Raw genomic sequence first — 425 nt, 5'->3', positions numbered from 1 at the left:
GCCTATTGGGACGACATCGCCGTCATCCATGACGGCGTGCGCACGGTCTCGTCGGGCCACGGCTTCTGCGGCATCGGCCGCAAGCGGCTGCTGGTCCTCTTGCAGCGCCGCGCGCGCGAACTCGGCGTCAAGCTGATGTTCGAAACCGACATCGCCGATCCCCGCCCCTATATGGAGACGCATGACCTGGTCGTCGCCGCCGACGGACTGAACTCAAGGGCGCGCAACGCTTTCGTCGACGTGTTCAAGCCCGACATCGACACACGCAAATGCAAGTTCGTCTGGCTCGGCACCAACCAGAAATTCGACGACGCCTTCACCTTCATCTTCGAGAAGACCGAGCATGGCTGGGTATGGGCGCACGCCTACCAGTTCGACAGCGACACCGCGACCTTCATCGTCGAATGCAGCGAACAGACCTGGGC

1 pseudogene is annotated in these 425 nt (G+C 62.6%); it reads left to right on the top strand.

Going from position 1 to position 425, the window contains the following annotated elements:
* Positions 1 to 425, top strand: a pseudogene (locus X744_RS0139320) (bifunctional salicylyl-CoA 5-hydroxylase/oxidoreductase); the annotation flags it as partial.

It is taken from the genome of Mesorhizobium sp. LNHC252B00 (assembly GCF_000502955.1).
Taxonomy (GTDB): Bacteria; Pseudomonadota; Alphaproteobacteria; order Rhizobiales; family Rhizobiaceae; genus Mesorhizobium.
This window is presented reverse-complemented; position numbering and strand designations above follow the sequence as displayed.